This is a genomic window from Acidovorax lacteus (assembly GCF_039540375.1).
Lineage (GTDB): Bacteria > Pseudomonadota > Gammaproteobacteria > Burkholderiales > Burkholderiaceae_C > Acidovorax_G > Acidovorax_G lacteus.
The window spans coordinates 36,620-62,303 of record NZ_BAABEX010000027.1; the positions used below are offsets into that span (position 1 = coordinate 36,620).

Here is a 25,684-nt window from a genome sequence, read left to right on the forward strand (position 1 = left end):
CAGGAGCCTGCCATGACCCCGTCCATTCCAACGCAACCCGGCCCCAGCGCTGAACACGCCCGCGGCCTGCCGCGCCGCCACTGCCTCGCGGCCCTGGCCGGCGGCTGGTGGCTGGCCGGTTGCGCCCAGCCGGCGGCCGCGCCCTCGCCTGGCGCTCAGCCCGCACCCGCGTGGCCGCCCCGGCCCACGGTGATCGCGCACCGAGGCGCATCGGCCCTGCGGCCCGAACACACGCTGGCCGCCTACCAGAAGGCCATCGACGATGGGGCCGACATCATCGAGCCCGACCTGGTTATCACCCGCGACGGCGTGCTCGTGGCCCGGCACGAGAACGCCATCGCCATCGTCGGGCCCGACGGCGCGATCAAGGAAGCCACCACCGACGTGGCTGAGCGCCCCGAGTTCGCGGCGCGCAAGACCACCAAGCGCATCGACGGGCAGAGCATCACCGGCTGGTTCACCGAAGACTTCACGCTGGCCGAACTCAAGACCCTGCGGGCGCGCGAGCGCATTCCTGCGCAGCGCCCCGCCAACGTGGCCTACAACGGCCAGTTCGAGGTGCCCACGCTGGACGAGGTGATCGCGCTGGCGCAGGCCGAGGGCCGCCGCCGGGGCCGCACCATTGGCATCTACCCCGAAACCAAGCACCCGAGCTACTTCCAGTCGATTGGCCTGCCGCTGGAGCCCGCGCTGCTGTCAGTGCTGGAGCGCAGCGGCTGGAACCACCGCGACGCGCCGGTGTTCATCCAGTCGTTTGAAGTGGCCAACCTGCAGGACCTGCGCCCGCGCACCCGCGTGCGCCTGGTGCAACTGGTGGCGGCCACCGGCCGCCCGTACGACTTTGTGGCCCGCGGCGCGGCCGAGACGCGCGGCTACGCCGACCTGATCACCCCCGAAGGCCTGCGCGAGGTGGCCCGCTACGCCGACGGCCTGGGCCCGCACAAATCGCTGGTGCTGCCCGTGCAGGGCGGCGCGCTGGGCACGCCCACGGCGCTGGTGGGCCATGCCCATGCCGCGGGCCTGGCCGTGCATGTGTGGACGCTGCGGCCCGAAAACGCCTTTTTGCCCGCCGCTTTGCGCGCGGCACCGGCCACTGACGGCACACGCCGGGGCGACGCCGAGGCCGAGGCGCTGGCCTTTCTGCGCGCCGGGGTGGACGGCTTCTTCACCGACGACCCGGCCAGCGGCCGCGCTGCCGTGCAGGCCTGGGCCGCGCGGCGCTGAACCGAAGTCGACAACCCAGCGCGGCCGGTTCATCGTGGCTTCGGAGGCGTGCGGGCTGCGGCCTCGCCCCAGCCACGCGCCTGCGCCACCCAGGCGGCGCGCTGGGCGTCGCTGGCGCTGCGCACCGGCCCCAGGCTGCGGATGCGCACCGGGCGGATGCCGCAGAACTCCAGGATCGCGCGCCGCATCTGCTGGTGCCCGGGCGCACGCGTGAACCAGCGGAAGTACCAGGGCGGCGAATCCATGGTCACCAGCAGTTCGGCGCTGCGGCCGCTCAGCAGCCGGTCCCACATCGGGGAATCCTGGCGGTACTTGAAGGCGTAGCCGGGCAGGAACACGCGGTCGATGAAGCCCTTGAGCAGGGCCGGCATCGCGCCCCACCAGATCGGATAGACGAACACCAGGTGCGTGGCCCAGGTGATGTCGGCCTGCGCGCGCTGCAGATCGGGCTCCAGCGGCTGCGCGCCCCGGTAGCCGGCGTGCAGCAGCGGGTCGAATTGCAGCGTGCCCAGCGCCAGCGTGCGCACGGCGGCGCCGCCCACCTCGGCCCCCGCGGCATAGGCTTGGGCGAGGCCCGCGCACAGGCTGCGCGCATCGGGATGCCCCAGCACCACGAGGATGCGTGTGGGGGGCTGTGTGCTGGGTTCTGCAGGGCTGGAGGTGTCGGTCATGGCAGTGCGAGCAGTGGCAATGCCGCCATGCTGCGTCTGACCCATGGGGCAGAGTCAAGCGCGATCGTCAAACCCCGTGCACACCGCGGCGTGGGCGGCTGCGGCCCAGGGCCCTGAGTCCGGTGCAGGCTCAGGCGGGTGCGCAGTCCAGCGCCAGGGGGCGCTTGCCGGTGGGGTCGGCCTCAGGGCAGTGCAGCAGCGCGTGTTCGAGCGCGGCCAGCGCATCGTCCTGCGCCCGCAGGCGCTGCAGCTCGCGTTGCACCTGGGCGCGCCGCGCCTGCAGCAGCGCGGCGGCCTGGGCCAGCGCATCGGCCCCGGTGTGTTGGGGCAGGCGGGCCAGGTCGGCCATGCGCAGGCCCAGCGCCAGGGCCTGGCGCACCAGCCGCACCTGGGCTGCATGGCCTGCGTGGTAGTGCCGGTAGCGCCCGCGGCGCGGCACCGGGCCGAGCAGGCCGCGGGCCTCGTACAGGCGCAGTGCGCGCGGGGTGGTGCGGGTGAGCCGGGCGAGTTCACCGATTTGCATGATTGCTATATCTTTCATAGCTGCTCGTGCTTGTTTCGTAAGCACAAGCGGCCGATTTGACTTATGGTTCTGGCGGCGCTGCCGGGCGCGGGCCTCGGCGGCGCTTCGCGGTACGCTCGGGGCCTGCCGTGTTCGCCTGTCCTTGCTGCCATGCCCCAGTTTGCCGCCAACCTGAGCCTGATGTACACCGAGCTGCCCTTCCTCGACCGTTTTGCGGCCGCGGCGGAGGACGGCTTCACGGCCGTGGAATACCTGTTTCCCTATGCGTGGGACGCGCGCACGCTGCGCGCGCGCCTGCAGGCCCACGGGCTGCAGCAAGTGCTCTTCAACGCCCCGCCCGCGGGCCTGGGCCGCGCGGCCATGGCCGCTGCGTGGGACCAGGGCGAGCGCGGCACCGCGGCCCTGCCCGGGCGGCAGGCCGAATTCCGCGCCGGGGTGCTGCAGGCGCTGGAAGATGCCGAGGTGCTCGACTGCCCCCGCATCCATGTGCTGTCGGGCATCGTGCCGCCGGGCGTGGAGCGCGAATCGCTCAAGGGCCTGTGCGTGGAGAACCTGCAGTGGGCTGCCGAGCAGGCCGGCCGCGCGGGCCGCACGCTGCTGATCGAGCCCATCAACCTGCGCGACATGCCGCGCTACTTCCTCAACCGGCAAGACCACGCGCACGAACTGCTCGACGCCGTGGACAGCCCCCACCTGAAGGTGCAGATGGATCTGTACCACTGCCAGATCGTCGAAGGCGACGTGGCCACCAAGCTGCGCCGCTACCTGCCCACGGGCCGCGTGGCGCACATCCAGGTGGCCAGCGTTCCCGAGCGCCAAGAGCCCGACCGCGGCGAGCTGCACTACTCCTACCTGTTCGAGCTGATCGACCAGCTGGGCTGGCAGGGCTGGATCGGCTGCGAATACCGCCCGGCCGCGGGCACGCGCGCCGGGCTGGGCTGGCGCGCGCCCTGGCTGCCGGGCTGACGCGCGTGCGCCCCGGCCGCCCCGGGGTTACGCAGCATTGCGTAAGGGAATGCGTGGATGGCTGGCACGGACGCCGGGCGTAGAGTGGGCCGAGCCCGACGCGCCGCGCGCAGACGCCGCCGCGGGCTGCCCCGCCACGCACCCTGAGGAGACTCCACCATGCCCGCTGCCACCCCCACATCCCAACGTTCGGTGGCCCGGCAGGTCACGCTGGCGGCCCTGGCCCTGGTGGCGGCCGTGCTCGTGCTGGTGGGCCTGGCGATTGCGGTGCTGACCGAGCGCAGCACGCGCGCCCAGGTGGTGGCCAGCGTGGGCAACACCGCGCAGACGCTGGCGCAGGCCGTGGACGCGGCCGATGCCGCCAACCGCGAGCTGGTGCAGCTCACCATGAAGGGCTTCCAGCGCTACTTCGAGGCCACCATGCAGCTCGACGAGGCCGCGGGCGAGCTGCGCAGCTACGGCGCGCTGGTCAATGGCGACTACGGCTCGGTCGACAAGTTCGCGGCCGAAACCGGCGGCGTGGCCACGGTGTTTGCGCGCAAGGGCGAAGACTTCATCCGCGTGACCACCTCAGTCAAAAACGCGCAGGGCGAGCGCGAACAAGGCACGCCGCTCGACCGCGCCAGCCCCGCCTATGCCCAGCTCAGCCGCGGTGAACCCTACATCGGCCGCACGCGCGTGCAGGGCAAGCCTTACATGGGCTACTACCTGCCCACGCGCGACGCCGCGGGCAAGGTGGTGGCCGTGCTGTTCATTGGCAACGACATCGGCCTCTTCGACAGCATGCTGGAGCGCCAGGTCAACGAAACGCGCTTTTTTGGCAGCGGCGGCGCCTATGCGATTGCGCCCGGTGCCGCGTGGGACCAGGCCGTGTTTTTGGCCCACCCGCAGGCCCGCGGCAAGAAAGTGCTCGACGCCTACCCGCAGGCCAGGCCCTTCCTCGAGGCACTGGCTGCGGCCGAGGGGGGCTTTGTGCGCGACGCCATGCCGCTGCTGCAGCCCGCGGGCACCGACGCCTGGGCGCTGGTGCGCAAGACCCAGGCCGACGGCTGGTGGGTGGTGGCCGAGGTGCCCGACGACCAGGCCATGGCCGGCCAGCGCCGCGTGACCTGGGCGGTTTGGGCGCTCATGGCGCTGGCCGTGGGGCTGCTGGGCGTGGGCCTGCTCTTCATGGTGCGCCGCGGCGTGAGCCAACCGCTGCGCGAACTCACGCAGGCCATTACCCGGGTGGCCCAGGGCGACCTGACCGAAGGCTTTGCCACCACGCGGCGCGACGAGATCGGTGCCCTGGTCAGCGAGGTCGAGGGCATGCGCCAGCGCTACGTGCAGATGTTGCAGCAGGTGCGCACCGCGGTGGACAGCATCACCACCGCCAGCGCCGAGATCGCCAGTGGCAACCAGGACCTGTCGGCCCGCACCGAAAACACCGCCAGCAGCCTGGCCGAAACCGCGCAGAGCGTGGACCAGCTCACCGCCACCGTGCGGCAGTCGGCCGATGCTGCCCGCCAGGCCAACCAGCTTGCGGGTTCGGCGGCCGAGGTGGCGCAGCGCGGTGGCCGTGTGGTGGGTGACGTGGTCACCACCATGGGCGAGATCAACCAAAGCTCGCGCCGCATTGCCGACATCATCGGCGTGATCGACGGCATCGCCTTCCAGACCAACATCCTGGCGCTGAACGCCGCCGTGGAAGCCGCGCGGGCTGGCGAGCAGGGCCGCGGCTTTGCCGTGGTGGCCGGCGAGGTGCGCAGCCTGGCCCAGCGCAGCGCCGAGGCTGCGCGCGAAATCAAACAGCTCATCCAGACCTCGGTCGAACGCGTGGAGTCCGGAGCCGAACTCGTGAGCCATGCCGGGGCCACCATGCAGGAGATCGTGGGCTCGGTGCAGCGCGTGGGCGACATCATTGGCGAGATCACCGCCGCGTCGTCCGAGCAGTCCGACGGCATCGGCCAGGTCAACACCGCCGTCAACCAGCTCGACCAGATGACCCAGCAGAACGCCGCGCTGGTGGAGCAAAGCGCCGCCGCCGCCCAAAGCCTGCGCGAGCAGGCCACGCGGCTGGCCACGGCCGTGCAGGTGTTCCGCCTGCCCGTGGGCAGCGCCACCGCAGCAGCCCTGCCCACCGGGCCTGCACCGGCGGCCCTGGTTGCGCCGCACGGCTGACACCGCCCCGTCACCAGGCCTGGGCCGCTGTCTGCGGTGTGCGCCGGGGCGCGCAGCCTGTGCTGGCATGCGGCCGCGCGTTGTGATGGAATGCTGCTTTTCCTTCGCCCACGACCGCGAGAAAGCTTCCTCCATGAACGCCCGTGTTCCTTCCTCCGCCCTTGATCCCGCCCTGGCCCTGCAGCGCGTCAGCCAGGCTTGGGACGAGGACCTGGTGCGCCAGCTCACCGACTACATCGCCATCCCCGCCAAGTCGCCCATGTTCGCGGCCGACTGGGCCGAGCAGGGCCTGCTCGACACCGTGGTGCGCAACGCCGCCGCCTGGGTGGAGGCGCAGAAAGTGCCCGGCCTCACGCTCGAAGTGGTGCGCCTGCCCGGCCGCACGCCGGTGCTGTTCTTTGAAATCGAAGGCACGGCCCCGGGCGTGACGCAAAGCGTGCTCATGTACGGCCACCTCGACAAGCAGCCTGAATTTGCCGGCTGGCGCAGCGACCTCGGCCCCTGGACGCCCAAGTACGAAGACGGCAAGCTCTACGGCCGCGGCGGCGCCGACGATGGCTACGCCGTGTACGCCAGCGTGGCCGCCGTGCAGGAACTGAAGCGCCAGGGCGTGGCGCACCCGCGCATCGTGGGCCTGATCGAAACCTGCGAAGAAAGCGGCTCCCGCGACCTGCTGCCCTACATCGACGCGCTGCGCACCCGCCTGGGCGACGTGGCCCTGGTCGTGTGCCTCGATTCGGGCGCGGGCAACTACGACCAGCTCTGGCTCACCACCAGCCTGCGCGGCATGGCCAGCGGCACGCTCAAGGTGCAGATCCTGACCGAAGGCATCCACTCGGGCGACGCCTCGGGCCTCGTGCCCTCGTCCTTCCGCATCATGCGCCAGGTGCTCGACCGCCTGGAAGACAGCAAAACCGGCCGCCTGCTGCCCGCCAGCTTCCATTGCGAAGTGCCCGCCGACCGCCTGGCCCAGGCCCAGGCCACGGCCGCCATCCTGGGCGACGAGGTGTACAAGCGCTTTCCCTGGGCGCACTACGACTGCGGCGGCTCGACCACCTTCGCGCTGCCCACCACCACCGACCCGGTGCAGGCGCTGATCAACCGCACCTGGACGCCCACGCTCAGCGTGACTGGGGCCGAGGGCTTTCCGAGCCTGCAGGACGCGGGCAACGTGCTGCGCCCTTACACCGCCTTCAAGCTCAGCCTGCGCCTGCCCCCGCTGGTGGACGCCGCGCAGGCCGTGCAGGAGCTCAAGGCCCTGCTCGAAGACAACGCCCCCTACCAGGCGCGCGTGACCTTCGAGGCCGCCAGCGCCGCCACAGGCTGGAACGCCCCGGCCACTACGCCGTGGTTCGAGCGCGCGCTGCACGAGGCCTCGCAGGCGCACTTTGGCGCGCCCTGCGGCTACATCGGCCAGGGCGGCACGATTCCGCTCATGAACATGCTGAGCGCGGGCTTCCCCAAAGCGCAAATGATGGTGTGCGGCGTGCTGGGCCCCAAGAGCAACGCCCACGGGCCCAACGAGTTCCTGCACGTGCCCTACGCCAAGCGGCTCACGGCCTCGGTGGCGCATGTGATCGCGGCCATGGCGCGCGACGCGGCTCCAGCTTCGGCTTCGGCCCCCGCCGCGGCCTGAGCGGGCGCAGGACGCATGCCATGACGCCTGCCTTTCCTGCGGCTGCGGCCGAAGCACCCGTCTCCACGCTGAGCCCCTTCACCGCCAGCGATGGCGAAAACATTGCCGTGCAGGACTGGCCCCTGCCCCCGGGCGTGCCCCAGCTCGGCCAGGCCCTGCTGGTGCACGGCCTGGGCGAACACGTGGGCCGCTATGCCCATGTGGCGCAGGCGCTGCACGGCTGCGGCCTGGCCGTGCGCGGCTACGACCAGTACGGCCACGGCGAATCGGCCGGCCCGCGCGGCGGGCTGAGCAGCGACACCCGCCTGCTCGACGACCTGGCCGACATCGTGGACGCCACCCGCGCCCGCATGGCCCCGGGCCAGCCCCTGCTACTGGTGGGCCACAGCATGGGCGGGCTGGTGGCCGCGCGCTTCGTGTCGCTGGGCCTGCGCCCGGTCGATGGGCTGGTGCTGTCGTCGCCCGCCTTCGACGCCGGGCTGTCGGCCGTGCAGAAGCTGCTGGTCTCCACCCTGCCGCGGCTGCTGCCCGACTTGCGCGTGGGCAACGGGCTCAACGCCGACTACCTTTCGCACGACGCCGCCGTGGCGCGCGCCTACCTGGCCGACCCCCTGTGCCACGACCGCATCAGCGGACGGCTGGCCCGCTTCATTGCCGAAGCGGGCCCTGCGACCGTGGCCTGTGCGCCGCAATGGACTGTGCCCACGCTGCTGCTGTGGGCCGGGCAGGACCGGCTGGTGAACCCTGCTGGCAGCGCACAGTTTGCGGCCAGCGTGCCACCGGCGGTGGTGCAGTCGCATTGCTTTGAAAGCCTGTACCACGAGCTGTTCAACGAGGCCGACGCTCGGCCCGTGTTCATGCGCCTGCAGGCCTGGGTGCGCGCCTGGCTCGACACGCAGCCCGCTGCGCGCGCGGCCAGCCGCCCTGCGCGCAGCGCCCGCCGCACCGGCACCACGGGCTGACCGCGTCAGGCCCCCCGTGTGGCCCGGGCGCGCTGCGCGCCCAGCCACAGCAGCGCTGCGCCCGTGAGCGCGACCGGCAATAGCGAGCCCAGGTTGAGCAAGGCCCAGCCCTGCGTGGTGACCAGCGCGCCCGACGCAAACGAGGTGGCCGCCATGGTCGCAAACACGCCGAAATTGATGGCCGCCTGCGCGCGGTCTTTCTCTTCAGGCCGGTAGGCCTGCATCGCCAGCGCCGTGCTGCCCGTGAACAGGAAGTTCCAGCCCACGCCCAGCAGCAGCAGGGCCAGCGTGAAGTGGTGCAGCTCCACCCCCGACAGCGCCACGGCCACGCAGCCCAGGTTGAGCACCACGCCCGCGCCCATCACGCGCAGCACCCCGAAGCGCTGGATCAGGTGCCCCGTGACAAAGCCCGGCGCAAACATGCCGATCACGTGCCATTCGAGCACCAGCGCCGCGTCGGCAAAGTCGTAGCCGCACACCTGCATGGCCAGCGGCGTGGCGGCCATCAGCAGGTTCATCACGCCATAGCCCAGGGCCGCGCCAATGGCCGCCACCACAAAGGCGGGCTCGCGCAGCAGTTGCGCCACGCTGCGGCCCGGGCCTGCAGGCGGCGGGGGGGCGGCCGTGGCGCTGGCGGTGGGGGCCGCGCTGGCCGGGGCGTCAAACCGGATGGCGCGCATGCACAGCCAGGCCAGCAGGGCCACACCCATCAGCGCCAGGTAGGTGCTGGCGAAGGGCACGCTGCTCCAGCCGCGCGAATGGTTGGCCAGGTTGGGGCCGGCAATCGCGCCAATCAGCCCGCCCGCCAGCACCAGCGACATGGCTTTCTCGCGGGCGGCGGGCGCGGCCAGCTCGGCCCCGGCAAAGCGGTAGAGCTGCCCGTTGGCGCTGTAGTAGCCCGCCACCAGCGTGGCCAGGCACAGCAGCCAGAACTGCCGCGTGGTGACCGCCACCGCGCACAGCAGGGCCGACAGCATGGCCACGCCCAGCCCGATCTGGAACGACACGCTGCGCCCCCAGCGGGCCTGGCTGCGCGCCACCAGCGGAGTGGACAGCGCGCCGCCCACCACATAGCCCATCACCGGCAGCGTGGACAGGTAGCCGTAGGGCGCCAGCTGCAGGCCCACCAGCCCGTTGATGGCGATGAACACCACGTTGTTGGTGAGAAATAGGCCCTGGCACAGGGTCAGCAGCCACAGGTTGTGGTTCATGGGGGGCTCGGTCAGGCATCAGGGCCAGCCGCCAGGGCTGGTCAGGGCTGGCGGCGCTGCGGGGCGGGCTTAGCCAGCGCCATTGTGCGCCCGCGGCCGGGGCCGCCCCCTGGCGGGGGGGCGGTGTGCTGCGCGGGCGATCCGCACATTTCCCGCAGCGATGGTGTGTGGCATCTGCCGGTGCCGGATGGCGCCGCCTGCCGTTGCCAGGCGGTGCTGCGCGGTGTGGCGTGGCCCCGTTTGCTATGCTTTTTGATGTGCTGGCCCAGCGCTGGCAAGCACAAGCGGGCGATCAGGGCCTGGTCGGTGCCAGCCCTCAAGGCCCGTGCAGAGCCTCACTCCAGCACCACGGCGGTGCCGCTGGCCGACACCATCAGCATGCCGTTGCCCTGGCCGAGCACCTCGTAGTCGAGGTCAATGCCCACCACCGCATTCGCGCCCATCTGGGCGGCCCGTTCCTGCAGCTCTGCCAGCGCGATGTCGCGGGCGCGTTGCAGCTCGCGCTCATACGTGGCCGACCGGCCGCCCACGATGTCGCGAATGCCTGCGAACAAATCCTTGAACACATTGGCGCCCAGAATCGCCTCTCCGGTCACGATGCCGCGGTATTGGGTGATCTTGCGTCCTTCGACGGTGGGGGTGGTGGTGACGAGCATGGCGGGACTCCTGAGGGTGTGACGAGTTGCTCATTAGAAATCGGTCTCGTGTTCCATAGTGGTGTCGGGGTCGGGTTGTGCCTCTTTTGCCTCCCCGCCGCCCGAATTGGCCGGTCTGTGGTGACCAGGCGCTGCGGGGTACTACGGCAGGTGTCCTCCATTGCGCGTTGGGGCAGGGGCCGTTGGCCAGCAGCCTTGATGGTGCGCGCCCCCGCAGGGCAGGGTGGGCGTCACAGCACAAGGGCTACACTGGCATCGGCGCCTAGGTTTGCTGGTCGCTTGCACGTTGTTCCATCCGTCACTTGCCCTAGACATCTGACATGCACTTTCTCAAAGCCATCGCAGCAGGCGCCCTTGTTGCGGCCGGAGCCCATGTGCACGCGGCCGATTTGGGGGCCTTCACGGCGTCGTGCGGGCCTACGGGCACCAACCTCACCCAGAACCTGACGGGGGTCATTGGCGACACCTTCACCGTGCAGTCCCTGGTGGCGGGCGGAGGGGGGTGCTTCGTCAACACCACGACAGCGGGCGTGGTGACGTTCCCGGCGCCTTCCTCCATCAACATCGGCTCCACGAAGACCTTCACCCTGGCAGCGATCGGTACCACCGCGCTGACCGTCGCACAAACCGGGTTCGGCACGACGTTCAACATCACGGTAGTGCAACCTGCGGCGCAGCCCGTGCCGACGCTGTCGCATCTCGGCTTGGTGCTGACGGGAGTGGCTCTGAGTGCCGCGGCGGTCGCAGGCTTGCGGCGCAAGCGCTGACGGGACCGGCACGCCATTGCGCACGGCGCAAGGCCCCTCGCGGTTGGGCCATATCCCGCTTGCTTCCCCACCGCCACCCCTCTGGTGCCGCCGCTGCGCTTGGCCGATACTGGAATCTGCGGCCGCCTATGCGGCCTGCCCCACATGAACCACTGCCGGGAGGAGTCCGCCATGCCACCGATCACCCCTGAATGCCTGCCGCGCCGCCGCGGCCCTGCTGCGGCGGCTGCGGCTGTGGCCACGCTGTGCCTAGCCAGCGTGGCGCTGCCTGCCATCGCGCAGACCAAGCTGCAGCCGGGGCTGTGGGAGATGGCGTCGCAGTTCAAGACGCAAAGCGGCCAGATGGAGGCGGCCATGGCCGAGATGCAGAAGAGCCTGGCCGCGATGCCGCCCGAGCAGCGCCGCCAGATGGAGCAGATGCTGGCCCAGCAGGGCGTGGTGATGGGCCAGGGCGGCGGCGGCACTCAGACGGTGCGCATTTGCCTGAGCGAGCGCGACGCCGCGCTCGACCAGGTGCCGCAGCGCGAAGGCTGTACGCAGAACCTTACGCGTACGGGGCCGAGCAGCCTGCGCATGTCGTTCCAGTGCCAGAAACCCGAGCCCATGAGCGGCGAGGGCACGATCACCATGGACGGCCCCAAGGCCTACACCGGCAGCTACCGCATGAAGAGCACGGTGCAGGGCAAGGCCGAGACGATGGAGATGACGCAAAAAGCCCGCTGGGTGTCGGCCGACTGCGGCACGCTCAAGCCCATCCAGCGCTGAGCGCCGGGCGCGTGGCCGCTCAGGCCGGGGGCGGTGCCGCCGTCGTGGCCGATTCCGCCGCCGAGCCCGGGCAGAGCACGACGCGGTTGCGGCCCGCGGCCTTGGCGGCGTAGAGGGCGCGGTCGGCGCGCTCCAGGGTGCGCTCTGCGGCCTCGCCCGGCGTGTGCACGGCAGCGCCGATAGACACGGTGAACGCCACCCCGTCGCCCGCATCGCGCGGCGCAGCCTGGGCCACCGCGGTGCGCACGCGCTCCAGCAGTTGCTGCGCTTCGCCCAGCGGTGTGTCGCACAGCAGCAGCACGAATTCCTCACCGCCCCAACGCGCCAGCACATCGCTCTGGCGCACGCTGGCGCTCACCACGTCGGCAAAGGTCTGCAAGGCCTTGTCGCCCGCGGCGTGGCCGTGCTGGTCGTTGATGGCCTTGAAGTGGTCGATGTCGAGCTGCGCCAGCACGATGCTGCGGGGCGGGCGGGCGGTGCGGCCGAGCTCGCGCTCCAGCAGCTCCAGCATGTGGCGGCGGTTGAACAGGCCGGTGAGCGCATCGCGCGTGGCCAGCCGCAGGATCTGCTCCAGCGCCAGCGTCAGTTCGTGCTTTTGCCGCCGCAGGTGCTGGCGCGTGGCCTGCACGCGGGTCGTAAGAAAGGTGCCGCTGAGCAGCACCACCACGATCATCGCGGCGTGGGCGATCTCCAGCGCGGGTTCATGTCCGGCCTCGTGGCGCCAGGCCACCACGCCCAGCGCCGTGCCAAAGGCCACCAGGCCATACACGAGCACCCCCAGCATTTGCCGGGTGGAAAGGCCGAAGATGCCAAACATGAGGATCACCGCCAGGATGGGCAGCGTGACGCCGCGCGCGGGCCCGGCAATGGTGTAGGCCACGGCGTTGCAGGCCATGGCGTACACAATTTGCGGCAGCGTGAGCGAAGGGTCGGCACAGCGCTGCGACCAGCCACTGCGGATGGCGACATACACCACCACGAGCCCCGTGCTGCACAGCACCGACCACACCAGCACCGGGGTGCGTGCCGTGAGCCCCGCCCAGGCCACACCGTTCATCACCAGCATGCAGGCCACCATGAGCAGCGCGGCCAGCCCCGCCATCGACAGGCGCAGGCGCTGCGCGGGGTCGGTGGTCAGAACCCAGTCGGTCCATTGCTGCCAGGCGCGGCGTGCGTCCACGGCGGGTGTCTCCTGCGTTGGGGCCAGACGCGAAGGCCGCCGGCCCGTGCTTGTGCGGGGGTGTGCAGTCCATTCTACGGAGCACCGCGCCCCTGTGCACGCTGGGGATGTGCCGCGCCGGTGGCCGTGCAGCAGCGCGCGCTGCTCGGGGCTGCGCTGCACAGACCGCCAGGGCTTGATGGACGGTAAGCGGGCCGCCCGCCCGCGCGCTGGCGCAGGGGCGTGTCAGGCCAGGGTGATGGCGGCCAGCGCCGCCAGCGGGGCGGTTTCGGCGCGCAGCACGCGCGGGCCCAGCGTCACGGGCACAAAGCCGGCGGCGCGGGCGCAGGCTTCTTCGGCCGGGCTCAGGCCGCCTTCGGGGCCCGAAAGAAACACCACCGGCGCTTGCGCGGGCGCGGCCTGCAGCGCCTGGGCCAGGGGCACTGTGCCGTCGCCCAGCGACAGCAGCAGGCGCAGCGGGGCGGCGCCAGGGGTGCCGGTGTCGGTCGGCGTGGCGGTGGGGGCTGGGCCGTGCGCCTGCACCCATGCGGCCAGCTCTTGCGCGGCGGGCACGGGGGGCACGCGGTTGCGGCCGCACTGCTCGCAGGCGGCCACGGCCACGGCCTGCCAGTGCGCGCGCTTTTTGTCGGCGCGCTCGCCCTTGAGGCGCAGCACGCTGCGCTCGGCCAGCAGCGGGGTGATGCTGGCCGCGCCGAGTTCGGTGGCCTTTTCCACCAGCCAGTCCATGCGGTCGCCCGCAGTGATGCCGGCCAGCAGGTGCACGGTGCGCGGGGCTTCGCGGTCGGCGGGGGTGTGCGCGCCTACGCGCACGCGCACGTCGCTGCGGCCCATGCGCAGGATGGTGGCCTCAAACTCGCCCGCGGGGCCACCGGCGGCGTCGCTGCCGAACAGGGTCACGGTCTCGCCCGGCTGCATGCGCAGCACCTGCACGTGGCGGGCGGCGCCATCGGGCAGGTCCAGCTCCAGCCCGGGGGCCAGCAGCACGGGACAGTGAAATCGGGGCATTGCTATGTTTTTGGTAGCTGTTTGTGCTTGTTAAATAAGCACGAACGGGCAATTTGGCTTGGAGTCACATGCGGCCGTAGGCCCAGCCGCCGGCCTCTTGCGTGCCTTCGATCTGGTGCAGCAGGCGCAAGAGCGGCGCGAGTTCGCGGTAGCGCGCGGCGGTGGCCCGCAGGTAGGCGATGAAGCGCGGCGCATCGGCCAGGTAGCGGGGCTTGCCGTCGCGCAGCGTCAGGCGCGCAAAGATGCCCGCCACCTTCAGGTGGCGCTGCAGGCCCATCCATTCGACCGCGCGGTAGAACTCGCCAAAGTCTTCGCCCCAGCCGCTGGCGCTTTTCGCGCCCAGCAGGCCCAGGCGGCGGGCTTTTTCCCAGTAGCGCACGGTGACGTCGATGACGAATTCCTCGTCCCAGCTGATGAAGGCGTCGCGCAGCAGGCTGGCAATGTCGTAGGTGATGGGGCCGTACACGGCGTCCTGGAAGTCCAGTACCCCGAGGGCTGCGCCCTCGGGCGGCACCATCAGGTTGCGGGTCATGAAGTCGCGGTGCACGTACACGCTGGGGGCCGACAGGTTCTGCGCCACGATGGCGTCAAAACTGCGCGCCAGCACCGCCTGCTGCGCGTCGTCGAGCACGATGCCGCGGTGGCGGCCCACGTACCACTCGGGGAACAGGCCCAGCTCGCGGCGCAGCAGCGCGTCGTTGTACGGGGGTAGCATGTCGGGGCGCGAGGCCTGCTGCCACAGCAGCAGGGCATCGACGGCTTGCAGATACCAGGCGTGCGCGGCTTCAGGCCGGGCGGGGTCGAGCCGTTCGATCACGGTCTCACGCCCCAGGTCGGACAGCAGCATGAAGCCCAGCGGCTCGTCCCAGGCCAGGATCTCGGGCACGCGCAGGCCGGCCGCGGCCATCAGGCCTTGCACATGCACGAAGGGGCGGCAGTTTTCCTTGTCGGGCGGCGCGTCCATCACCACGCGGCTGCGGCCCTGCGCGTCGTCGATGCGCAGGTAGCGGCGAAAGCTCGCATCGGCCGATGCCGGGCGCAGCGTGGCGGGCAGCAGCCCATGCTGCGCGGCCAGCGGGGCGAGCCACGCGTCAAAGTGTGCGGCGCGGGCTGGGTCGGCCCAGGCAACGGCTGCGGTGGCGGGCGATTCGGTGGGGGGGCTGAAGGCGCTCATGGATAATCGGATTCTACAAACGCGCCCCCCTCGGGGCCCCTGTTCCAACGCCCGTGCAGACTACCTCTTCCGCGCCCCGCCGCCCCGCCGCCTTGGCCCCTTCGTCCGCCCCGGCGCGCCGCGGTCGCGACCTGCCCGGGCGCTTGCATCCGCTGGTGCGCGCGCTGGCCTGGGCGCTGGCGGGCACGGCCCTGCCGGTGCTGGCCCAGGCGCAGGACACAGCCCCGGCCGCCAGCGGCTGGGACGCCCCGCCGCGGCTGCGGGCATCGCCGCAGTTGCAGGAACAGATTCCGAACGAGGCGCGCAGCCAGATGCCCGTGTTCGTCTCGGGCGAGCGCATCAGCGGCCAGACCGATCTGAACGCCGTCATCGAAGGCGATGCCGAGCTGCGCCGCGGCGACACGGTGCTGCGTGCCGACCGCGTCGAATACACGCTGCCCAATGACCTGGCCAAGGCCCGCGGCAATGTGCGCATCAACAAGGCGGGCAACCTGTACGAGGGCTCGCAGCTCGAGTTGCGCGTGGAGGCGTTCGAAGGCTTCTTCACCGACGCGCGCTACCGCTTGCTGGCCAACCAGGCCCACGGCGACGCCAGCCGCGTGAACTTTCTGGACCGCGACCGCGCCATCGTCCACCAGGCTTCGTACACCACCTGCCAGAAGGACGACAGCAGCACCTGGGAGCCCGACTGGGTGCTCAGCGCCGAGCGCATCCGCATCGACAACGAAGAGCAGGTGGGCACGGCCGAAGGCGCGGTGCTGCGCTTCAAGGGCGTGCCGGTGCTGCCGATTCCGTACCTCACGTTTCCGCTGTCGGACAAGCGCAAGTCGGGCTTTCTGCCGCCCACCATCAGCGTGGACAGCCGCGACGGCGTGACCTATGCGCAGCCGTACTACTGGAACATCGCACCCAACCGCGACGCCACGCTGCGTGCGGCGGTGATGACCAAGCGCGGTGCCAACCTGGGCGGCGAATTCCGCTACCTCGAACCCACCTACCAGGGCCAGATCAGCGGCGACTACATGCCCGGCGACCGCCTGCGCGACCGCAATCGCTGGAGCTACTCGGCCCAGCACACCGGCCGGTTCGACACGCCCGTGGGCGGCCTGGGGCTGAATCTCAACCTCAACCGCGTGAGCGACGACAACTACTGGCGCGACTTCGGCCGCGCCACCGAGGCGCTGCGCCAGCGCCTGCTGCCCAGCGACGGCATGCTCAGCTGGGCACAGGGCGACTTCAGCGGGCATCTGCGCACGCTCAAGTGGCAGACGCTGCAGGACCCGACCGCGCCCATCGTGCCGCCCTACGACCGCATGCCCCAGCTGCAGTGGCGCTACCACCCGCAGACCCTGGGCGCGGGCCTGGACGCGAGCGTGGAGCTGGACACCACCCGCTTTGAAGCCGCGCGCGCGCTCACCGGCCAGCCCAACGCGCAGCGCAGCTACCTGCTCGCGCAGGTGAGCCGGCCCTTCCTGTCGCCTGGGGCGTTTGTCACGCCGCGCCTGCAGCTGCACAGCACCACGTACAGCTTTGACAGCCCGCTGCGCACCGGCGCGCGCAGCGCGCAGCGCACGCTGCCCACCTTCAGCCTCGACAGCGGGCTGGTGTTCGAGCGCGACGCGCAGTACCTGGGCCGCAGCTTGCTGCAGACGCTGGAGCCGCGCGCCTTCTACACCTACACGCCCCGGCGCGACCAGAGCGCGCTGCCGGTGTACGACACGGCGGCCAACGACTTCAACTTCGCCACCATCTACACCGAGAACGCGTTTGGCGGGCAGGACCGCATTGCCGACAACAACCTGCTGACGTTGGGCGTCACCACCCGCCTGCTCGACCCGGCCACGGGCGCCGAGGCCGCGCGCTTCGGCATCGCCCAGCGGCTGCGCTTTTCCGACCAGACCGTGACCCTGCCCGGCGGCGCGCCCGTGAGCGAGCGTCTGTCCGACGTGCTGGTGGGCGGCAGCGTGCAGTGGACGCAGGACTGGGGCGTCGATTCGACCGTGCAGTACAACCCCAAGACCGGCCGCTCCATCCGCTCGACGATTGGCGCGCGCTACCACCCGGGGCCGTACCGCACCGTGAGCGCCGCCTACCGCCTGCAGCGCGGCACCAGCGAGCTGCTGGACCTGGGCTGGCAGTGGCCGCTGACCGGCGGTGCCGAGCCCGGTGCCGACCCCATCAGCCGCGCCAAGGCTGGCGGCCGCTGGTATGCGGTGGGCCGGCTCAACTACAGCCTGCAGGACCGCAAGCTCGTGGACACCGTGGTCGGCGTCGAATACGACAGCTGCTGCTGGATCGGCCGCGTGGTGCTGGAACGCCTGCAAAGCGGCGTGACCACCGCCACCACGCGCCTGCTGTTCCAGATCGAGTTCGTGGGCTTCTCGCGCCTGAGCCTGGGCGCCAGCCCGCTCGACACGCTCAAGCAGCAAGTGCCCCGCTACCAGCCCCTGGGCGCGCCCGCGCGCGCGCCCAGCCGTTTTAGCCAATACGACTGAACCCCTATGAAGCTTCGCGTTGTTGCTCCGTCTGCCCTGGCCCTGGCCGGTCTGTTGGCGCTGGCCGCACAGGCCCAGGGCCTGCGCCCCCCGCAGGGCACCGGCCTCGGCCGCGCGGCGGCCGCCCCGGCAGCTCCCCTGCCCAGCGCACCGGCGCCCGGCACCCTGCGCTCGGCCGACTACATCGTGGCCGTGGTCAACTCCGAGCCGGTGACCAACAACGAGGTACGCATCCGCGCGGCCCGCATCGGCCAGCAATTGGGCCAGCAGGGCACGCCGCTGCCCCCGCAGGACGTGCTGCTGCGCGAGGTGCTGGAGCGCTTGATTGTCGAACGCATCCAGCTGCAGCAGGCGCGCGAGGCCGGTATCCGGGTGGACGACTACGCGCTGGGCCAGGCCGAACAAGGCATTGCGCGGCAGAACAACATGACGCTGGAGACGCTCTACGCCCGGCTGGAGCGTGACGGCCTGAGCCGCGAGCGCTTCCGCGAAGAGGTGCGCAACCAGCTGCTGCTGCAGCGCGTGCGCGAGCGCGAGGTCGAGGCCCGCGTGCGCGTGAGCGATCTGGACATCGACCAGTACCTGCGCGAGCTGCAGGAAGCCGCGCAGAACCGCCCGGCCGAGATCAACCTGGGCCATGTGCTGGTCATCGTCCCCGAGAACGCCCCGCCCGCCCGCGTGGCCGAACTGGAAGCGCGTGCCAAGCGCGCTGCCGAGAAGGCCCGCGCCGGGGACGACTTTGCCGCCGTGGCGCGCGAGTTCTCTGAAGGGGCCGAGGCGCGCAATGCCGGCGGCCAGCTGGGCCTGCGCCCGACCGACCGCTATCCGGAGCTGTTTGTGGACGCCACGCGCGGCCAGCCGCTGGGCAGCATCGTCGGCCCCATCCGCTCGCCCGCAGGCTTTCACGTGCTCAAGGTGATCGAGCGCGTCACGCCCGGCCTGCCGAGCACCGTGGTGCAGCAACAGGCGCGCCACATCCTGCTGCGCACCACGCCGCAGCTCAGCGAAGCCGCGGCCGCAGCGCGCCTGGCCGACTTCCGCCGCCGCGTCACATCGGGCACGGCCGACTTTGCGGCACTGGCCCGCGAGTATTCGCAGGACGGCAGTGCCAAGCAGGGCGGTGACCTGGGCTGGGCAGGCCCGGGCCGCTACGTGCCCGAGTTCGAGCAGGCACTGAACGCACTCAAGCCGGGCGAAATCAGCGAGCCCGTGGTCTCGCGCTTCGGCGTGCACCTGATTCAGCTCGTGGACCGCCGCGAGGCCGCGCCCACCCAGCGCGAGCTGCGCGACATGGCGCGCGACACCGTGCGCGAGAAAAAGCTCGACGAAGCCTTTGCCACCTGGGTGCAGGAGCAGCGCGCACGCGCCTACGTCGAGTACCGCGAGCCGCCGCAATGAGCGGACGTTTTCTGGCGAGCGGCGCACATCCGGCCGTCCCCTGCGACCTGGCAGGGGGCGCGGCATGAAGCACATCCCGCGCAAGCGCTTCGGCCAGCACTTCCTGTCGGACACCGGGATCATCGACGCCATCGTGCGCGCGATCGCACCCGCGCCGGGCGATCCCATGGTCGAGATCGGCCCGGGGCTGGCCGCGCTCACCCAGCCGCTGGTCGAACGCCTGGGCCGCCTCACCGTCATCGAGCTCGACCGCGACCTGGCCGCGCGCCTGCGTGGCCACGGCCAGCTCGATGTGGTGGAAAGCGACGTGCTCAAGGTGGACTTCACCGCCCTGGCCCAGCGCCTGGGCGCGCCGCGGCTGCGCATTGTGGGCAACCTGCCCTACAACATCTCCACGCCCATCCTGTTCCACCTGCTCGCGCATGTGCACGTGGTGCAAGACCAGCACTTCATGCTGCAAAAGGAAGTGATCGACCGCATGGTGGCCGAGCCCGCCACGGCCGCCTACGGGCGCCTGTCGGTCATGCTGCAGTGGCGCTACGCGATGGAAGACGTGCTGTTCGTGCCGCCCGAGAGCTTCGACCCGCCCCCGCGCGTGGACAGTGCTGTGGTGCGCATGGCGCCCCACGCCGTCCCCGCGCCGTTGGATGTGGCCGTGCTCGAAGAACTGGTCCAGGTCGCCTTCAGCCAGCGCCGCAAACTGCTGCGCCACACCCTGGGCCGCTGGCTGGAGCAGCGCGGCTTCGCCGGCGACTTCGACACCCAGCGCCGCGCCGAAGAGGTGCCCGTGGCCGACTTCGTGGCCCTGGCTCAGCAATGCTCCTGATTTGATAGCTGCTTGTGCTTGATTTATAAGCACGAGCGGGCAATTGGGGCATATATTCCAAGGGCTTTTGCCTGCGGGACGGCTAAGCCCCGCACCTGGCCGCGGTTACTGCTTCATGCTCGAACAACCAGCGCGGAGGTCGAGCCATCAAGCACGAACAGCTATGGAAGTCATGGCATTTGGTGGTTGGCGGTAGTTCGCTGCTGGGCTTGTGCTGTGTTCCGAGGCCGGGGTGTGCGCCCGGCGGCGCACCTTCTTTTCTTGTCTCGCCAAGAAAAGAAGGCAAAAGAAGGCGACCCTACAGGCTGCGTCCCCACGCGCACTGGCGTGCGCGCGGGGCAACTTGCGGTGCTCGCGCCTGGGGTGCGCCGCATAACTCACTTCGCGCCTGGGGCGCTGCGTTCGGACAAATGCGGCGAGTCAGTTGACGAAGCCTGCGTGTCCTTCGGCACGCAGGCCACCCCAGGCGCTCCGCTCCTCGGCGCATCCTGAAGGGGGGTGGAGCGGGCCATTGCTGCGCTCGGCCCGGCGGGGGTTCCAGCGCTCTGACGCAAACAACGGCACGTCACGTTCGGGAGGGCGGCTGCACCGCTCGGGCCGGCGAAGCCTGGCACCCCACAGCGCCCGCTTCGTCATGGCGGCAAAAAAACCGGCGCGGCCCCAGGCCAAGGCAGCCAAGCAAGGGCCGCCCCGCAGCGAGGGCTGCGTCCCCCTTCCCGAACGGCGCAGCCGTTCGAGAGAAGGGGGAAGGCGCGCAGCGCCTCAGGGGGATGTCGCTGACCAGTTCAAGCCGCCGACAGCCAGTACCCCGCATTGAAGGGGCTGCTCATGCGCAGGGCCATGGGGGAGACGTCCACGAGCTTGTCGGTGGGCATCTTGTCAGCCGGTTCCGAGGGCAGTTCGATCCCCTGCACGGCGGCCGGGGCGTCGCAAGCCTCGTTCGCCCGTTCTGCTTGGCTGGTGGATGCAGAACGGGCTACAGAAAAGAATAGAAACACCGGAACGGGATCTTGCGGTCGCCCCAGTAGTCGGCGGCGTCACGGAAGATGTCCAGCAACTGCTCGCGCGCTTCCTTGTCGAACTTGGCCGTGGTCGGGATCTGCTCCAGCACCACGATGAAGCCCGGCTGCGGGCCCGACTTGTGCAGCGGGTCCGTCATGCAGTCGTACAGCGCGTCGAAGTTCTTACCGAAGTGCGACGGAAAGGTGAACTGCTCGGCGATCAGGTCTAGCACGTCCTGCTTGGACTGGGCGTGCGCCAGGTTGGCGTACAGGAAGTGGTGCCCCATGGCGCGCGCCGTCTCCTGCAGGTCCTGCACGCGGAATGCGCGAATGGACTGCACGATGTTGGAGCGCACGCCGCGCAGCGGCGTCTCGAGGTCTTTGCGAAGTGGCGTCTGCATCTGCGCTACTCTTTCTCACTAAGTCCAAAACTTCTGGCATCGCGTGCACGGTCTGCCGTGCATCGCGCGGGCGGGGTCATCCCCACTCCAAAGGCAGCGGCATGGCGGGCCACCCCAGGGGCGGTCTGCCATGCGTCCATGTCATTCCACGATCTCGCGGAAACTCGCGTAGTGGTCCCGGGTGTAGTAGCACGCATCCGGGGTTCGGGGCGGGCCACCACACACGATGCGCCGGGCGCCCCGGTCGCGCGAGCCCGGTGTTCTGACGGTGTACTCACGGTAATAGCCGCGCTTGTGCAAGGGAAGCAGTTTTTCGCGGTTGCCGAACACCGTGCCGTCCTTTTCGTAGGGAAAAGGGCCACCTTCGCGGATCAGGGCGTAGGTGGCACGTCCTTCGCGGGGCAGGTCAGACAGTGCGATCTTGCCGATGGGCGGCGCATCCGGGGCCATGGTGCGTGCCACGCCCCAGGCCGGGACTCCGACCAGTGCTGCACCCAATACCCACAAAAAACCTGTTTTGCGCGCACGGGCGGCAACAGCCTTCAGCATCCAGGACACCTTTCAGAAACTACGGGTTAACCCGAAATTTCGAGCCGGTAGTGTGACGCAAGCCCCCCGAAAAAGCAAGCATTTGCCCAAACTTTGGGCAGCCTCCGCAGGGAGGGTACAAGAGGGTTTGTGAGCGGTTGCTCTCGTCGGAATCCGCTTGCTCTCTAGATCAGGCCGTGCGGCCCATGCGCTGGCATGCGCAGAGCGGCCTGTGCTGCACGATGGACGACCAGAGCTTCATCAAAGCCGTCTATTGCGCGGCAGGGCTGCTGCAGCGCCACAGCGCTACAGCGCGAGGCCGGTTCGGCACCGGCTGTGCGCCGCCGCCTCCGCCCCCGGTGGGGCGAAGGGCGTGAACAGGCCCGGCCGTCAGCGTGCGGCGTTGGCGTCGGCCACGGTGAGGGCCGTCATATTCACGATGCGGCGCACCGTGGTGCTGGGCGTGAGGATGTGCACCGGCTGGGCGGCACCCAGCAGCACCGGGCCGATGGCGATGTTGCCGCCCGCCGCCGTCTTGAGCAGGTTGTAGGAGATGTTGGCCGCGTCGATGTTGGGCAGCACCAGCAGGTTGGCGTCGCCGATCAGGTCGCTGTGGGGCATCAAGGCCATGCGGGCCTTGCCGTCCAGGGCCACGTCGCCGTGCATTTCGCCGTCCACCTCCAGCCAGGGGGCCTGCACACGCAGCAGTTCCAGCGTCTGGCGCATCTTCACAGCGCTGGGCTGGTTGCTGCTGCCAAAGTTGGAATGCGAGAGCAGCGCCGCCTTGGGCTTGATGCCGAAACGCATCATCTCCTCGGCCGCCATCACCGTGATCTCGGCGAGCTGCTCGGCCGTGGGGTCGTAGTTGACATGCGTGTCCACCAGGAACACCTGGCGGTCGGGCAGCAGCAGGCCGTTCATGGCGGCGTAGGTGTTCACGCCCGCGCGCTTGCCGATCACCTGGTCGATGTAGTTCAGGTGCAGCGTGGTGTGGCCCCAGGTGCCGGCGATCAGGCCGTCCACCTCGCCCTTGTGCAGCAGCATCGCGCCGATCAGCGCCAGGCGGCGGCGCATCTCGATCTTGGCGATGGGCACCGTCACGCCCTTGCGCTCGGTCATGCGGTGGTAGGTCTGCCAGAAGTCGCGGTAGCGGTGGTCGTTTTCGACGTTCACCACGTCGTAGTCGCGCCCTTCCTGCAGGCGCAGGCCGAATTTCTCGATGCGCTGGGCGATCACCGATGGGCGGCCGATCAGCGTGGGGCGAGCGATGCGCTCGTCCACCACGATCTGCGCGGCGCGCAGCACGCGTTCTTCCTCGCCCTCGGCGTAGGCCACACGCTTCTTGGCGGCTCGCTTGGCCGCAGAGATGATGGGCTTCATCATCGTGCCCGAGGCATAGACGAAAGTCTGCAGGTGGTCGCGGTAGGCGTCCATGTCGGCAATGGGCCGGCGCGCCACGCCGCTGTCGGCCGCAGCCTGGGCCACGGCCGGCGCGATCTTGATCATCAGACGCGGATCAAACGGCTTGGGGATCAGGTATTCGGGGCCAAAGGCCAGCTGCTCACCCACATAGGCCGCGGCCACCACTTCGCTCTGCTCGGCCTGGGCCAGCTCGGCAATGGCGTGCACGGCGGCAATTTCCATCTCCAGCGTGATGGTGGTCGCGCCGCTGTCAAGCGCGCCGCGGAAGATATACGGGAAGCACAGGACGTTGTTGACCTGGTTCGGGTAGTCGGTGCGGCCCGTGGCGATGATGGCGTCGTCGCGCACGGCTTTCACGTCTTCGGGCGTGATCTCGGGGTTGGGGTTGGCCAGTGCGAAGATCAGCGGGCGCGCGGCCATCTTGCGCACCATGTCCTGCTTGAGCACGCCGCCGGCCGACAGGCCCAGGAACACGTCCGCGCCCTCGATCACTTCGGACAGCGTGCGCGCGCTGGTGGGTTGGGCAAATTGCGCTTTGTCCTCGTCCATCAGCTCGGTGCGGCCCTCGTAGACCACGCCGGCCAGGTCGGTCACCCAGATGTTTTCGCGGCGAATACCCAGCTTGACGAGCAGGCCCAGGCAGGCCAGCGCCGCCGCGCCCGCGCCCGAGGTGACGAGCTTCACATCCTCGGGCTTCTTGCCGGCCACCTTCAGGCCGTTGAGGATGGCCGCGCCCACCACGATGGCCGTGCCGTGCTGGTCGTCGTGGAAGACCGGGATCTTCATGCGCTCGCGCAGCTTGCGCTCGATGTAGAAGCAGTCCGGGGCCTTGATGTCTTCGAGATTGATGCCGCCAAACGTGGGCTCCAGGCTGGCAATGATCTCGACGAGCTTGTCCGGGTCCTTCTCGTCGATCTCGATGTCGAACACGTCGATGCCCGAGAACTTCTTGAACAGCACGGCCTTGCCTTCCATCACCGGCTTGCCGGCCAGCGGGCCGATGTCGCCCAGGCCCAGCACGGCGGTGCCGTTGGTCACCACGCCCACGAGGTTGCCGCGGCTGGTGTAGCGGAAGGCGGCCGACGGGTCTTTGACGATCTCTTCACACGGCGCAGCCACCCCGGGCGAGTAGGCCAGTGCCAGGTCGTGCTGGTTGACCATCTGCTTGGTTGCGGCCAGGGCGATCTTGCCGGGCTTCGGAAACTCGTGGTATTCGAGCGCCGCACGGCGCAGCAGGGCGCGCTTGTCGGGTTGGGAATTCGGGGCCGTATTCGTCTCGGACATGCAATCGTCTCCTGCTTTGAAGGTATGCCGCGACCCGCGCGGCTTTGTCGAGGGTGCCGGATTGTAGGCTGGTAGAGTAGAAACCCTAGTCAGCGAATCTGCGTATAGAGGCAAAACAGTTTCACCTGCCTTGCGGGCTTTGCCGCCACGGCGTCTGCGGTGGCGTCTATCGGGGAAGGGGCTCAGGCGAAGTACGCAGCGGCCGGTGCGTCTTGAGGGCCTACCGGCGGTGCGACCACCACGCGGTTGCGGCCCGCCACCTTGGCGGCGTACAGCGCGGCATCGGCCGCAGCGGTCAGGGCCCGTGCGTCACGCCCATGCTGCGCAAAGCAGGCGATGCCGCACGACAGCGTGGCCTGCAGCATCGCGCCGCCGTGGGCCACCGCAAGCCCCTCAAACCCCAGGCGCAAGCGCTGGGCGATGGCCTGGGCGGCCTCTGCCGAGGTGTTGCGCAGCACCAGCACAAACTCCTCGCCGCCTACGCGGCAGGCCAGGTCGTCCGGTCGCACCTGGTCTTGCATCAGCGTGGCCAGGGCCTGCAGCATGGCGTCGCCCGCGGGGTGGCCGTGGGTGTCGTTGATCTGCTTGAAGTGGTCGATGTCGATCATCAGCAGCGCCAGCGGCTGCCCCGAGCGCTGCGCAGCCGACAGCGCCGCGGCCAGGGCTTCATCGAGGTGGCGGCGGTTGAACAGGCCGGTCAGCGGGTCGCGCAGGGCCAGGTCTTGCAGCCTGCTTTGCAGCAGGCGGATTTCTTCGAGCTGGCGCAGCGTCTGGGCACGGCTTTCGTACTGGTCCCGGGCGCGCAGAAAGCCGTCCCGCGCAAACACCACCAGAAAGCCGGTGAGCACGGCCATGCACAGAAAGCTCACCAGCAGACTGGTGCCCGGCTTCCAGGTGACGGGGCCGAGCAGCAGGGTGCCCAGCAGGCCGCCCGCAGCCATCACGGCGGTCTCCATCAGGCCGCCGCGCAGCCCCATGAACACCGTGAGGTTGACGCAGGCGCCCGCGAACAGGATGAAGCTGATCCACAGCGGAAACCCGAGCCCGGCCGACCAGAGCCCGAAGCAGAAGCCGTCGAGCATCATGTTCTGCACCTCGGCCTCGCGCGGCTGCGCGTGCCGCAGGGCGCGCCAATACACGAGTTGCGGGTACAGCGCAAACTGCAACGCCAACGCCAGCCAGGCGCTGGTCGGGGCCTGGTGCTCGAACAGATGGACGCCGATCACCCCCGCCAGCAGCGCAAAGAACACGCTGCGGTTGCGCCGGTTCATGCGCACGGCCCAGTGGGGGCGCGGGGCGGCGTCGTCGGGGGCGGCGGTCATGCGGGGCGGTGGGGAGCGCAGGTGGTAACTGAATGTAGCAGTCGCCCCGACCACCACCAAGCCTTCAAGTGCCACCGGGCCGCGGTGTTGCCACGCTGGCAACACGC

Annotated in this window: 21 protein-coding genes; 10 read left to right on the forward strand and 11 right to left on the reverse strand. The window is 70.1% G+C overall.

Annotated elements, in window-relative coordinates:
* Positions 1 to 12: 12 nt before the first annotated feature.
* On the forward strand, positions 13 to 1,224 hold the full coding sequence (locus ABD866_RS12110; protein WP_345065303.1) for a glycerophosphodiester phosphodiesterase: 1,212 nt from the start codon (positions 13 to 15) through the stop codon (positions 1,222 to 1,224).
* Positions 1,225 to 1,253: 29 nt separating this feature from the next.
* Here ABD866_RS12110 and ABD866_RS12115 read toward each other — a convergent pair whose 3' ends face one another.
* Both ABD866_RS12115 and ABD866_RS12120 read right to left on the reverse strand, forming a co-directional pair.
* Positions 1,254 to 1,895 carry an NAD(P)H-dependent oxidoreductase gene (locus ABD866_RS12115; protein ID WP_345065305.1) on the reverse strand — a complete coding sequence of 214 codons (642 nt, stop codon included), beginning with the start codon at positions 1,893 to 1,895 and terminating at the stop codon, positions 1,254 to 1,256.
* A gap of 130 nt (positions 1,896 to 2,025) precedes the next feature.
* Positions 2,026 to 2,436: a MerR family transcriptional regulator gene (locus ABD866_RS12120; protein WP_345065308.1), complete on the reverse strand. Its 411-nt coding sequence runs from the start codon at positions 2,434 to 2,436 to the stop codon at positions 2,026 to 2,028.
* A 132-nt stretch (positions 2,437 to 2,568) separates the two neighbouring features.
* On the opposite strand from ABD866_RS12120, the gene otnI reads away from it, so the two are divergent.
* The 4 genes from otnI (at position 2,569) to ABD866_RS12140 (ending at position 8,142) form a co-directional block, all read left to right on the forward strand.
* On the forward strand, positions 2,569 to 3,384 hold the full coding sequence (gene otnI, locus ABD866_RS12125; protein WP_345065310.1) for a 2-oxo-tetronate isomerase: 816 nt from the start codon (positions 2,569 to 2,571) through the stop codon (positions 3,382 to 3,384).
* Between the two features lie 159 nt (positions 3,385 to 3,543).
* A complete protein-coding gene (locus ABD866_RS12130; protein WP_345065313.1) occupies positions 3,544 to 5,544 on the forward strand; it encodes a methyl-accepting chemotaxis protein in 2,001 nt (666 codons plus the stop codon).
* Between the two features lie 133 nt (positions 5,545 to 5,677).
* Positions 5,678 to 7,180 (forward strand): M20 family metallopeptidase, encoded by a 1,503-nt coding sequence (locus ABD866_RS12135; protein ID WP_345065316.1) that lies wholly within the window; start codon positions 5,678 to 5,680, stop codon positions 7,178 to 7,180.
* A gap of 20 nt (positions 7,181 to 7,200) precedes the next feature.
* Positions 7,201 to 8,142, forward strand: a complete 942-nt coding sequence (locus ABD866_RS12140; protein ID WP_345065319.1) for an alpha/beta hydrolase — start codon at positions 7,201 to 7,203, stop codon at positions 8,140 to 8,142.
* Positions 8,143 to 8,147: 5 nt separating this feature from the next.
* Here the strand turns inward: ABD866_RS12140 and ABD866_RS12145 are convergent, their stop codons facing one another.
* Positions 8,148 to 9,353: an MFS transporter gene (locus ABD866_RS12145; protein WP_345065322.1), complete on the reverse strand. Its 1,206-nt coding sequence runs from the start codon at positions 9,351 to 9,353 to the stop codon at positions 8,148 to 8,150.
* 335 nt (positions 9,354 to 9,688) lie between these two features.
* A complete protein-coding gene (locus ABD866_RS12150; RefSeq protein ID WP_345065323.1) occupies positions 9,689 to 10,009 on the reverse strand; it encodes a heavy metal-binding domain-containing protein in 321 nt (106 codons plus the stop codon).
* 320 nt (positions 10,010 to 10,329) lie between these two features.
* Between ABD866_RS12150 and ABD866_RS12155 the strand changes: the two genes are divergently transcribed.
* Together ABD866_RS12155 and ABD866_RS12160 are read left to right on the forward strand one after the other, a co-directional pair.
* The gene (locus tag ABD866_RS12155) at positions 10,330 to 10,776 is read left to right on the forward strand and encodes an IPTL-CTERM sorting domain-containing protein (protein WP_345065325.1); all 447 of its coding nucleotides are present in this window, start codon (positions 10,330 to 10,332) and stop codon (positions 10,774 to 10,776) included.
* 171 nt (positions 10,777 to 10,947) lie between these two features.
* Positions 10,948 to 11,541: a DUF3617 domain-containing protein gene (locus ABD866_RS12160; RefSeq protein WP_345065327.1), complete on the forward strand. Its 594-nt coding sequence runs from the start codon at positions 10,948 to 10,950 to the stop codon at positions 11,539 to 11,541.
* 19 nt (positions 11,542 to 11,560) lie between these two features.
* On the opposite strand, the gene ABD866_RS12165 is transcribed toward ABD866_RS12160, so the two are convergent.
* The 3 genes from ABD866_RS12165 to ABD866_RS12175 form a co-directional block, all read right to left on the reverse strand.
* Positions 11,561 to 12,721, reverse strand: coding sequence for a GGDEF domain-containing protein (locus ABD866_RS12165; RefSeq protein WP_345065329.1), 1,161 nt, complete (start codon positions 12,719 to 12,721; stop codon positions 11,561 to 11,563).
* 225 nt (positions 12,722 to 12,946) lie between these two features.
* On the reverse strand, positions 12,947 to 13,726 hold the full coding sequence (locus ABD866_RS12170; protein ID WP_345065332.1) for a 16S rRNA (uracil(1498)-N(3))-methyltransferase: 780 nt from the start codon (positions 13,724 to 13,726) through the stop codon (positions 12,947 to 12,949).
* Positions 13,727 to 13,790: 64 nt separating this feature from the next.
* Positions 13,791 to 14,900 carry an aminoglycoside phosphotransferase family protein gene (locus ABD866_RS12175; protein ID WP_345065335.1) on the reverse strand — a complete coding sequence of 370 codons (1,110 nt, stop codon included), beginning with the start codon at positions 14,898 to 14,900 and terminating at the stop codon, positions 13,791 to 13,793.
* A 53-nt stretch (positions 14,901 to 14,953) separates the two neighbouring features.
* On the opposite strand from ABD866_RS12175, the gene ABD866_RS12180 reads away from it, so the two are divergent.
* The 3 genes from ABD866_RS12180 (at position 14,954) to rsmA (ending at position 19,619) form a co-directional block, all read left to right on the forward strand.
* Positions 14,954 to 17,395, forward strand: coding sequence for an LPS-assembly protein LptD (locus ABD866_RS12180; protein WP_425549590.1), 2,442 nt, complete (start codon positions 14,954 to 14,956; stop codon positions 17,393 to 17,395).
* 6 nt (positions 17,396 to 17,401) lie between these two features.
* A complete protein-coding gene (locus ABD866_RS12185) occupies positions 17,402 to 18,793 on the forward strand; it encodes a peptidylprolyl isomerase (RefSeq protein WP_345065337.1) in 1,392 nt (463 codons plus the stop codon).
* A gap of 64 nt (positions 18,794 to 18,857) precedes the next feature.
* Positions 18,858 to 19,619: a 16S rRNA (adenine(1518)-N(6)/adenine(1519)-N(6))-dimethyltransferase RsmA gene (gene rsmA / locus ABD866_RS12190; protein ID WP_345065340.1), complete on the forward strand. Its 762-nt coding sequence runs from the start codon at positions 18,858 to 18,860 to the stop codon at positions 19,617 to 19,619.
* 976 nt (positions 19,620 to 20,595) lie between these two features.
* Here rsmA and ABD866_RS12195 read toward each other — a convergent pair.
* The 4 genes from ABD866_RS12195 to ABD866_RS12210 all read right to left on the reverse strand — a co-directional run bounded on the left by ABD866_RS12195 (position 20,596) and on the right by ABD866_RS12210 (position 25,577).
* A complete protein-coding gene (locus ABD866_RS12195) occupies positions 20,596 to 21,021 on the reverse strand; it encodes a barstar family protein (RefSeq protein WP_345065343.1) in 426 nt (141 codons plus the stop codon).
* 141 nt (positions 21,022 to 21,162) lie between these two features.
* Complete coding sequence (locus ABD866_RS12200) at positions 21,163 to 21,570, reverse strand: guanyl-specific ribonuclease (RefSeq protein WP_345065346.1); 408 nt, start codon at positions 21,568 to 21,570, stop codon at positions 21,163 to 21,165.
* A 369-nt stretch (positions 21,571 to 21,939) separates the two neighbouring features.
* Complete coding sequence (locus ABD866_RS12205) at positions 21,940 to 24,255, reverse strand: NADP-dependent malic enzyme (protein ID WP_345065349.1); 2,316 nt, start codon at positions 24,253 to 24,255, stop codon at positions 21,940 to 21,942.
* A gap of 182 nt (positions 24,256 to 24,437) precedes the next feature.
* Positions 24,438 to 25,577 carry a sensor domain-containing diguanylate cyclase gene (locus tag ABD866_RS12210; protein WP_345065352.1) on the reverse strand — a complete coding sequence of 380 codons (1,140 nt, stop codon included), beginning with the start codon at positions 25,575 to 25,577 and terminating at the stop codon, positions 24,438 to 24,440.
* Positions 25,578 to 25,684 lie beyond the last annotated feature (107 nt).